This is a genomic window from Nocardioides sp., assembly GCF_024509035.1.
Classification (GTDB): Bacteria; Actinomycetota; Actinomycetes; order Propionibacteriales; family Nocardioidaceae; genus Nocardioides.
Window position 1 is genome coordinate 1 of record NZ_JANINT010000079.1, and the last position, 9,143, is coordinate 9,143.

Annotated in this window: 8 protein-coding genes; 3 read left to right on the forward strand and 5 right to left on the reverse strand. The window is 71.4% G+C overall.

The window, feature by feature from the left end; translation table 11 throughout:
• The 4 genes from Q0L15_RS06655 to cysC all read right to left on the reverse strand — a co-directional run.
• Nucleotides 1-265, reverse strand: a 265-nt coding sequence (locus tag Q0L15_RS06655; RefSeq protein ID WP_296603134.1) for a GTP-binding protein, incomplete at its 3' end; no start/stop codon positions are given.
• 56 nt (nt 266-321) lie between these two features.
• On the reverse strand, nt 322-1,173 hold the full coding sequence (cysD, locus tag Q0L15_RS06660; RefSeq protein WP_296603126.1) for a sulfate adenylyltransferase subunit CysD: 852 nt from the start codon (nt 1,171-1,173) through the stop codon (nt 322-324).
• Between the two features lie 104 nt (nt 1,174-1,277).
• Nucleotides 1,278-2,267, reverse strand: coding sequence for a sulfite exporter TauE/SafE family protein (locus Q0L15_RS06665; protein ID WP_296603127.1), 990 nt, complete (start codon nt 2,265-2,267; stop codon nt 1,278-1,280).
• A 46-nt stretch (nt 2,268-2,313) separates the two neighbouring features.
• Nucleotides 2,314-4,299 (reverse strand): adenylyl-sulfate kinase, encoded by a 1,986-nt coding sequence (cysC, locus tag Q0L15_RS06670; protein WP_296603129.1) that lies wholly within the window; start codon nt 4,297-4,299, stop codon nt 2,314-2,316.
• A gap of 224 nt (nt 4,300-4,523) precedes the next feature.
• On the opposite strand from cysC, the gene Q0L15_RS06675 reads away from it, so the two are divergent.
• The 3 genes from Q0L15_RS06675 to gmd all read left to right on the forward strand — a co-directional run bounded on the left by Q0L15_RS06675 (nt 4,524) and on the right by gmd (nt 7,597).
• On the forward strand, nt 4,524-5,504 hold the full coding sequence (locus Q0L15_RS06675; RefSeq protein WP_296603130.1) for a hypothetical protein: 981 nt from the start codon (nt 4,524-4,526) through the stop codon (nt 5,502-5,504).
• Between the two features lie 28 nt (nt 5,505-5,532).
• Nucleotides 5,533-6,504, forward strand: coding sequence for an asparaginase (locus Q0L15_RS06680; RefSeq protein ID WP_296603131.1), 972 nt, complete (start codon nt 5,533-5,535; stop codon nt 6,502-6,504).
• Between the two features lie 73 nt (nt 6,505-6,577).
• Nucleotides 6,578-7,597: a GDP-mannose 4,6-dehydratase gene (gmd, locus tag Q0L15_RS06685; RefSeq protein ID WP_296603132.1), complete on the forward strand. Its 1,020-nt coding sequence runs from the start codon at nt 6,578-6,580 to the stop codon at nt 7,595-7,597.
• On the opposite strand, the gene manA is transcribed toward gmd, so the two are convergent.
• Nucleotides 7,598-8,836 (reverse strand): mannose-6-phosphate isomerase, class I, encoded by a 1,239-nt coding sequence (gene manA / locus Q0L15_RS06690; protein WP_296603133.1) that lies wholly within the window; start codon nt 8,834-8,836, stop codon nt 7,598-7,600.
• Nucleotides 8,837-9,143 lie beyond the last annotated feature (307 nt).

The window sequence follows — 9,143 nt, forward strand, 5'->3', positions numbered from 1 at the left end:
GGGTGTCGGCGATGATGAACTTGCGCGTCGGGGTCGCGAAGTAGCGGTAGGCGACATCGATCGTGATGCCCTGCTCGCGCTCGGAGCGCAGGCCGTCGGTGAGCAGCGCGAGGTCGGTGTAGTCGTAGCCCTTGGACTGGCTGGTCGCCTCGACGGCCTCGAGCTGGTCCTCGAAGATCGACTTGGAGTCGAGCAGCAGACGCCCGATCAGCGTCGACTTGCCGTCGTCGACCGAGCCGGCGGTCGCGAAGCGCAGCAGGTCCATGGTGCGGACCTGCTCGGCCTTCTGCGCCTGGGTCAGGCCCGCAGTGTGGTCGCTCATCAGAAGTAGCCTTCCTTCTTCCGGTCCTCCATGGCAGCCTCGGAGAACCGGTCGTCGCCGCGGGTGGCGCCGCGCTCGGTGACGCGGGCGATGGCGATCTCGTCGATGATCTTGTCGATGGTGTCGGCCTCGGACTCGACGCAGCCGGTCAGCGTGAGGTCGCCGACGGTGCGGAACCGGACGGTGCGCTCCTGGACGGTCTCGCCGGAGCGCAGCGGGTTGAAGTCCGACTCGGTGAGCAGCATCCCGTCGCGCTCGAAGACGCGGCGCTGGTGGGAGAAGTAGATCGAGGGGATCTCGATGCCCTCACGGCCGATGTAGTGCCAGATGTCCAGCTCGGTCCAGTTGGAGATCGGGAAGATCCGCATGTGCTCGCCCTCGTGCAGGTCGCGGTGGGAGTAGACGCGCTCCTTGGCGCGGGCCTTCTCCTCGTCGCGGCGCCCGCCACCGAAGGCGGCGGTGAACGCGCCCTCCTCGAGGGCGTTGAGCAGGGTGCCGATCTGGAGCCGGTTGCGGCTGGTCTTGCCGTCGTCGACGACGATGCCGTCCTTGATGGCCTCCTCGACGCTGGCCACGATCAGGCGGGCGCCGAGCCGGTTGACCCACGAGTCGCGGCAGGCGAGCACCTCGGGGAAGTCGTAGCCGGTGTCGACCTGCAGCACCGGGAACGGGATCTTCGCGGGGTAGAACGCCTTCTCGGCGAGCCGGAGCATCACGATGGAGTCCTTGCCGCCTGAGAACATCAGGACGGGCTTCTCGAACTCGGCGGCGACCTCACGGAAGATGTGGATCGACTCCGCCTCCAGCTGGTCGAGCTGACTCAGCTGGTAGTCGGCGTGCGTTTCGGTCATGACTGGCAGGGGACCTCTCGTCGGGACAGCAGCCCACATCGTAGCCGTGGCGGGCCGGACCACCTCAAACCGTACAAATCCGAGTGGCTCGGGTCACTCTCCGGCTACTCGCGGGGTCGCCGGAAGTTCGCGTCGTCGAGCTCGGCAACCGTGGGCGCGCCGAACATCGGCAGCCCCTGCTCCTTGCGCAGCACGCCCCAGATGATCGGCAGGGAGACCAGCAGCACCAGCCCGATGATCGCGATCAACATCGGGTGTGTGTCGTCCGCGCCGAGCGGCGCCCAGCCGGACTTGTCGAGCAGCGCGACGCCCGACATCGTCAGCACGATCACGATGCCGCGTCGGATCACCGACTGCGGGACACGGGGCGCGATGCGGCTGCCGATGATCGTGCCGGGGACCGAGCCGAGGACGAGCGGGATCAGGATCTCCCAGTCGAGCCCGTTGATCACGATGTTGGAGATCGCGGCGGCCAGCACGAGCGGGACCGCCTGCACCAGGTCGGTGCCGACCAGCTTCACCGCCGAGAGCCCGGGGTAGAGCATGAGCAGCGCGATCATGATCACCGAGCCGGACCCGACGCTGGTGATGCCGACGAGCAGGCCGCCGAGCGCGCCCACGGCCAGGGTGACCAGGGGGCGGATGTGCGGGTTCGGGTCGGCGTTCGCCGTACCGCCGCGGACCCGGCGCAGGTTGATGTACAGCCGCAGGGCGTAGGTGGCGGCGGCCAGCAGCAGCGCGAAGCCGATGGCCTCCTTGAGGAGCTTGTCGATCGACTCCGGCTCCTCGCCGGCGACCTGGTGGATCAGCCATGGACCGAGCAGGGCCATCGGCACCGATCCGATGATCAACCACTTGGCGAGCGTGAAGTTGGGTGAGCCGACGCGGGAGTGGACCACCGCGCCGCCGGTCTTGTAGACCGCTGCTGCGGTGAGGTCAGCGGTCACGACCGTGGCGGCGTCGCCGACGCCGAGGAAGATCAGCGCGGGCGTCATCAGCGCGCCGCCGCCCATGCCCGTGAGGCCGACGATGACGCCGACGATGAAGCCGGCGGCGAGGATCGAGAAGAACGTCGCGGTGATCAGGTCGCTCATGACACCCCGTCCGCGATCGTGTCGGTCGAACGGTGCGGCTCGGAGGTCATAGGGAGATCTTCCTCGTTCCGGTGAGGGCTGGCACGACGACGCGCAGCAGCTCGTCGAGTGCGTCGGCACACGTCGCCGCCACCTCGGGCCCCTGGCCGAAGGGGTCGGGTACGTCGAGCGAGGGGTCGGCCTGGCCGCGACGCTCGGCGACGGCTGCCAGCAGGTCATGGCCGGACAGGCCGTCCTCGGCGGCGTGGATCGCCTCGGCGAACTGCCCCAGCGTGAGCACCTTGCGGAACGCCGCCGGGTGGTCCTCGAGCAGGAACTGACGGTGGGCGGCCTCCGCGGTCAGCACCAGGTCGGCGTGCGGCATCAGGTCGCTCGAGAACGGCCGGCTGCGGAACCGGTTCACTCCGGCGACGCCACGGGAGGTGAGGGTGGCGGCCATGTCGGGGTCCATCGCCCGGGCCACGAACCCGCGGGTTCCGGCGCTCGCGAAGGTCACGTGGCTGCCGGGACCGGCCAGGTCCCGGGAGCGCAGCTCCATGAACGGCGAGCGGCAGATGTTGGCCGTGCAGATGTAGAGGACGGTCAGCGGGGTGGTGCGCGTCGACGGCCTCGAGGACGCGGCGGGTGGTTGAGGCCGTGCGTCGGCTTCTGGAGTCTCGACAGGCTCGACCTGCGGTGCCGGCGAGGCGCCGCCGATCGAGCTCGGCGAGACCTCCTCAGCCTCGCTGGGGCGGTGGTCCGAGGGCTCGGGTCCTGCCTCGGTGTCCGGGATCTCGACGACGCTCGCGGGCGCTCGCTGCTCGACCAGCGGCGCGTCCTCGACCACCGGTTCGACCGGGGTGGTGAGGTCGAGGTGGCCGGAGGCGCGGAGGGCCTGGATGACGTCGTCGAGGGCGTCGTCGATCGTGCGGCCGGTGGTGTCGACGCGGACGTCGGCGTCCTCGGGCTCCTCGTAGGGCGAGGAGATGCCGGTGAACTCCGGGATCTCGCCGCGGCGGGCCTTGGCGTAGAGGCCCTTGCGGTCGCGGCGCTCGCACTCCTCGAGCGGGGTGGCCACGTGGACGAGGAAGAAGGCGCCCCCGGCCTCGTCGACCATGGCCCGGACCTGCTGGCGGGTCTGGTCGAACGGCGCGATCGGGCTGCAGACCGCGATCCCGCCGTGGCGGGAGATCTCGGCGGCCACCCAGCGGATGTTGGTCTCGCGGTCCTCCTTGGAGAACGTGAGGCCGGCGGAGAGGTTGCGGCGTACGACGTCGCCGTCGAGGCTCGTGACCGTGCGGTTGCCGTGCTCGAGCAGCCGGTCCATCAGCGCTCGGGCGAGCGTCGACTTGCCGCTGCCCGAGAGCCCGGTGAAGAACAGCACCAGCCCCTGCTCGTCGGGCGCCGGCCGGTCGAACGCGACGATCTCGTCGATCTCGGGCGGGTAGTCGCCCGACGGGTCGTCGGTGACCGCGACTAGCGGATCGTTGCCGGCGTAGTTGGCGGCCACCTGCAGCCCGAGGTCGTGGTCGACGTCGGCGTCGCCGTGGGACGCGAGCGGGATCGCGACCACGTCGGCCTGCGGCAGCCGCGCCGCGGCGGCGATCGTGGCGCGCAGCAGCGCGACCGGGGAGAGGTCAGGGGTGCCGTGGCCGACGAGCGGGAGGAGCACCAGCGGGCCGACGGTCGACAGGGCCGTGAGCTGCGGCTGGGTGAGCGCGGCGACGAGCGGCACGAACGTGCGTCCGGCGTACCGCTCCCTCGTCTGGGCCGGGGTCAGGTAGTGGCTCCGGAACGGGCCGTACTGGGTGTGGGTCAGCGGGTCGATCGTGCCGCCGGGCACCTCGACGTGCGCGAGGGGCAGGCCCTCCGGGTCGACCAGCTCCACGGCGCCGGCGGCCGCCGCGGCTGCCGCGACGTCGTCGGGCAGGGCGAGCGTCACGGGGCTGCCGGGCTCGTTGAACACGACCGTCGGCACGAGGGCGCCATTGACCAGGAGCTCGAGATCGTCGAGCTCGCGTGGTGTCGGGCAGTACTGCGGGGGCTGGACCACACACGCATCCTAGGGAGCGCACGAGCGGCGACTCGAACCCTGTCGGGCGAAGCAGCGGGCCGCCCCCAGTTCTGGTGACATGAGGGCGCCGCCCGACCTCGAGGCCTGCGATGCGGATCCCATGAGCGTGGAACAGACATGCGAGTGAATCCGAGGCATCGATGTCCACCCGCCGCGCACGTCCAGGAGCACAGCCAGGCACACGTCGTCGCCGTCGGTCGGCGGTGGCCCTCGTCCTGGCCGGCCTGGTCGTCGCGGCGATCCTCGAGGCCGCCCCGGCGCAGAGCGCTGAGGACCCGGTGCTCCCGGATGTCACGGTCGCCTGGCCCGCCGCGAGCGTGCGGGTCGACACGACGCAGGTCGTGCGCGGTCGGCTCACGACCCCGCTCCCAGGAGCGGTCGCCGCGCTGCAACGACAGGTCCTCGACCGGTGGATCGACATCGCCACGGTGCCGATGGCGACCGACAGCGACCTGGTGCTGACGGTGCCGACGGCCTACTACGGCCACTTCCTCTACCGGGTGCGGATCGCCACCGAGGAGGATGGCGCTGTCGAGACGCCCACTCGCCAGATCACCGTGCTGCCGGAGTACAGCCCGCGGGGGCGGGACGAGAGCTATGCGCTCATCAGCAGCAGTCCCGTCGGGCGGTGGGATCCCTGCACGCCCATCCGGTACCGGGTCAACCTGGCGAAGGCTCCGCAGGGTGCGATGCGCGACGTACGGGCCGCCCTCGCCAACATCGCCCGCGCCAGCGGTCTGGAGTTCACGTACGCCGGCCCCACCACCGTCGTGCCGTTCGCCCAGCCGACGTACGACCCGGCCGTCGCCGACCTGGTGATCGCGTGGGCGTGGCCGTCGGCCCTCGGGGGCGCGATGCCGACGGGCACCTTCGGCCTCGGAGGTGAGGAGACGCGGTCCGGTCGCGACGTCGCGGGGAATCCGGTGCGCCGCATCTGGCAGGGCGGTGTCACGCTCAGCGCCCGCTACAACCGCATCATCCGGCCCGGCGCGGGCAAGGGGCTGACCCGGGTCGGGGCGCTCATGCACGAGCTCGGCCACGCGGTCGGTCTCTTCCACGTCGAGGGCGATCCGTCCCAGATCATGACCCCGTGGCTGGGCGCCGGCCTCGACGTCTGGGGCGCCGGCGACCTCGCCGGCCTCGAGGCCGTCGGCGCCGTCAACGGCTGTGTGAGCGACGGCTGAGCGACACACCTGGCGCTAGGGTGCCGACGTGTCCGCCCCCGTCATCGCCGAGATCGTCCGCTCCGGGTTCGTGGAGGGCCACCACTACGGCTCGGTGCTCGCACTCGCCGTGGACGGCTCCGTGGACTGGTCGGTCGGCGAGGTCGTCGCGCCGGTCCTGCCGCGCTCGTGCAACAAGCCGGTCCAGGCTCTGGGGATGGTGCGGCTCGGGCTCGACCTGCCGCCCGACCTGCTCGCTCTCGCCTGCGCGTCGCACTCCGGGGAGCCGTTCCACGTCGACGGAGTACGTCGCATCCTTGCTGGGGCTGGGCTCGAGGAGTCGGCGCTGCAGACGCCTCCGGACTATCCGCTCGACGACGAGGAGCGCGACGCGCTGCTGAGGGCCGGCGGTGGCCGCACCCCGATCCACATGAACTGCTCCGGCAAGCACGCGGCGATGCTCGCCACCTGCGTGCTCCTCGGGTGGGACACCGCGACGTACCTCGATCCCGGCCACCCGCTGCAGGCGGCGATCCGGAGCACGTTCGAGGAGCTCACCGGCGAGGCGGCGTACGCCGCCACCGACGGGTGCGGTGCCCCGCTGCTCTCCACCTCGCTCGTCGGTCTGGCGTCGGCGTTCCGTCGGATCGCTCTCGGGGTCGACGGCTCCGGCGCCCCGGACGCGGGCGCCGCCCGCATCGCGTCGGCGATGCGCGAGCACCCCGAGATGGTGTCGGGCACGCGGCGCGACGAGCGTGCGCTGCTGACCGCGATCCCGGGGGCGATCGGGAAGGCGGGCGCGGAGTCGTGCTACGTCGTCGCGCTGCCCGACGGGCGGGCGGTCGCGCTGAAGACCGACGACGGCGCGGCCCGGGTGCGGCCGGTGGTGATGGCGGCGGCGCTCAGGCGCTCCGGTGTCGATCGCGAGCCCGGTGTGGACGGGGACGCTGTGCGGCATACCGGGTTGGCGCCGTTGTTGGGTGGCGGCAAGCAGGTGGGGGAGATCCGCGCGGTGATCTGAGGGTGAGACTGCGTCGCCCGCGGGGTCTCGACGGGCTCGACCATCGGGCGGGCACGTGTGGAACGATCGTGGCGTGGGACACAAGACGGCACTGATCACCGGGATCACGGGGCAGGACGGGTCGTACCTCGCCGAGCTGTTGCTCGCCAAGGGCTACGTCGTGCACGGGTTGCGGCGGCGGTCCTCGACGTTCAACAGCTCGCGGATCGAGCACCTCTACCAGGACCCGCACGACCCGGACACGCGGATGTTCCTGCACTACGGCGACCTCTCCGACGGTGCCGCCCTGATCCGGCTGCTCCATCGGGTGCAGCCCGACGAGGTCTACAACCTCGCGGGGCAGTCGCACGTCGGGGCGAGCTTCGAGGAGCCCGAGCACACCGCGATCACCAGCGGGGTCGGGCCGATCACGCTCCTCGAGGCGATCCGGACCGCCGGCATCGAGTGCCGCTTCTACCAGGCCTCGAGCTCGGCGATGTACGGCCCCGCGACCGAGCCGCAGCACGAGGACTCCCCGTTCCGCCCGCGCTCGCCGTACGGCGCGGCCAAGCTGCACGCCTACTGGACCACGGTCAACTACCGCGAGGGCTACGGGATGTTCGCGGTCAGCGGCATCCTGTTCAACCACGAGTCGCCGCGGCGGGGTGAGACGTTCCTGACCCGCAAGGTGACCCGCGCCGTCGCGCGGATCCAGGCCGGCCTCGAGGACTTCCTCTACCTCGGCAACCTCGACCCGACCCGCGACTGGGGCTACGCGCCCGAGTACGTCGAGGGCATGTGGCGGATGCTGCAGGCAGACGAGCCCGAGGACTACGTCCTGGCGACGGGCACGACGTACAGCGTCCGTGACTTCGTGGTCGCGGCCTTCGAGCACGCGGGTCTGGACTGGGAGAAGCACGTGCGGCGCGACGAGCGCTACGTGCGGCCCACCGAGACCGCGGCGCTCGTCGGCGACCCGTCCAAGGCCGAGGAGCGGCTCGGCTGGAAGGCACGGACGACCACCGAGCAGCTCGTGCGGCTCATGGTCGACGCCGACATCGAGGCGGTCGCCAACGAGGGCCGCCACTGGATCGACACCCCGCGCCCGCTCTGACTACGCCGGTACGGCGCCGATCGCCACCCGGCCGCTGCCCTCGACGTGCAGCGGACCGGCGTCGTGCGGCACGAACACGGCCGCCCCGCGGTCGAGGGTCTCCTCGGCCCCACCGGCCCGCACGGTCACCGAGCCCTCGAGGGCCAGCACGATCCGAGGCCCGTCCGGCGCGGCGCTCGTGAGCGGGGCGGTGCCGACGACCAGGGCGAACTCGTCCACCGGCGGGTCGAAGCACTGCCCGCCCTCGTCCAGCGCCGTCGGCACCCACAGGGGCGGCGGGATCGGCGTGAAGCTGGCGATGTGGAGCAGCTCGTGCACGTCGACGTGCTTGGGCGTCAGGCCGGCGCGCACGACGTTGTCCGAGGACGCCATGATCTCGATGCCGAAGCCCGAGGTGTAGGCGTGCACCACGCCGGCGCCGAGGAACATCGCCTCGCCCGGCGCGAGCACGACGTGGTTGAGCAGCAGGGTGACCAGGACCCCGGGGTCCTCCGGGTAGCGGTCGGCGAGGGAGACCGTCTGGGCGAAGACCCGGATCGCCTCGCGATCGACGGCGCTGCGCTCGACGTTGACTCTGGTGGCGGGGCGCCGGACCTGGTGGCTGCGCTCCTCGGCCTCTCGGGCCGCGACCCGCAGGTCGGCCAGTGCAGCGGCCAGCGCCGGCGGCTCCAGGCCGAGGATGTCGGTCACCACGCCGCGCAGTGCCTGGAAGGCAGGGGCCGACACCAGACGGTGCGCGGTCTCCTCGGCCCACGGGGTGCCGAGCAGGCCCAGGATCTCCGCGGTCTTGTCGACGTCTCGGAACCCTGCCATCCCCTCGAACCTGGTCACCGCCAAGACCAGCTCCGGCTTGTGGAACGGGTCGCGGTAGTTGCGATCGGGGGCGTCGACCGGCAGGCCCGCGGCCTCCTCCTCGGCGAACCCGATCCGTGCCCGTTCGCTGGTCGGGTGGACCTGCAGCGACAGCGGCTCGGCGGCGGCGAGGGCCTTCATCAGGAACGGGAGCCGAGGGCCGAACTTGGTCTGCGTGCGCTCTCCGAGGGTCGCCGCCGGCTCGCCGGCCACCAGGGCGTCGAGCGTGCGGCCGTCGGGGAGGACCGACGGCGAGAGCGGATGGGCGCCGATCCACAGCTCGGCCTGCGGGAGCCCGGTGGGGGCCTCGTCGAGGAACCGGGGGAGCAGGGTCGCCGATCCCCAGGCGTAGTCGCGCGTCGTACAGGTGAGCCGGTAGATCGTCATCGGTCCGTTCGTCCTCGGGCGATCGGCCTCCGCCCGCTACTCGGATGATAGGCGGCGCCGACAGCACATGCTGGAATGTCTGAGTGATTGCTGGTGCAAGCACTAGCCGGAGACGGGATCCGCTTGTGGTGTTGGCCTGTCGCTGGAGATGTGAACCAAAGCACACGTGTCGTGCTTGCAACTGCTAGCAGCGGCTAGCACAGTGGAGGTATGGCGAAGGGCAAGGTCGTGAAGACCGTCGAGACCCTGGGTGACTACCTCAGGGAGCAGCGGGTGTCCGCCCAGCTGTCCCTGCGGCAGCTCGCCG